The organism is Bradyrhizobium sp. UFLA06-24 (assembly GCF_054967145.1).
In genome coordinates this window covers 1-572 of sequence record NZ_JADFUE010000219.1, presented here as the reverse complement: position 1 = coordinate 572, position 572 = coordinate 1, and the positions used below count along the sequence as shown (strand labels likewise).

General features: G+C 63.5%; 2 protein-coding genes. Both read left to right on the top strand.

All coding sequences use genetic code 11. The annotated features are described in order from the left end of the window. Window positions 1-17 precede the first annotated feature (17 nt). Entirely contained in the window at window positions 18-440 is a 423-nt protein-coding gene (gene tnpA, locus IF809_RS38735; protein WP_462840104.1) for an IS66-like element accessory protein TnpA, read from the top strand. Then, on the top strand, window positions 434-572 hold a 139-nt coding region (gene tnpB, locus IF809_RS38730), incomplete at its 3' end, for an IS66 family insertion sequence element accessory protein TnpB (RefSeq protein ID WP_462840103.1). The genes tnpA and tnpB, both read left to right, overlap by 7 nt.

The window sequence follows — 572 nt, the reverse complement described above, 5'->3', positions numbered from 1 at the left end:
CTGGAAGGGTGCTCACAATGGACGACCATTCTGACGACATAAGACGACCGTTGTCACCGCGTATTGAAGTGTTCGCTGGCGCAGGTCGCAAGCGGTGGCCAGATGATTTGAAGGCACAGATTGCCGCGGAAAGCCTCGAGCCAGGGGCGGTTGTCACAGACGTCGCCCGTCGCCATGGCTGCCGGCCCCAGCAGGTGCACGACTGGCGTCGCTTGGCACGTTTGGGCCAGTTGGTATTGCCGGCGTCGGCGGACACGCTGTCGTTCGTGCCGGTGGTGTCGGAATCGGCGCTACCGGCAGCTGCAGAGCCCACCGGGTCGCCGGAAGCAGCCGTTGTGACGGTTGAGCTCCAGGGGGCACGAGTTGAGGTGCGGGGGACGCCTGGCCTTGCTGTGTTGAGTGATGTGTTCTTGGCGCTCCGACGGACACGTTCATGCTGACGCCACCCGGGAACCTTGCGATTTACGTGGCGACGCAACCTGTGGACTTCAGAAAAGGTGCGGAGGGCTTGGCGCTTTTGGCGAAGGAGACGCTGGGCCATGATCCGATGAGGGGCGTGGCGGTGGTGTTCC

Bases quoted from the DNA above. Each gene is read 5' to 3' on its own strand.
- tnpA (WP_462840104.1), top strand. From the start codon at position 18: ATGGACGACCATTCTGACGACATAAGACGACCGTTGTCACCGCGTATT.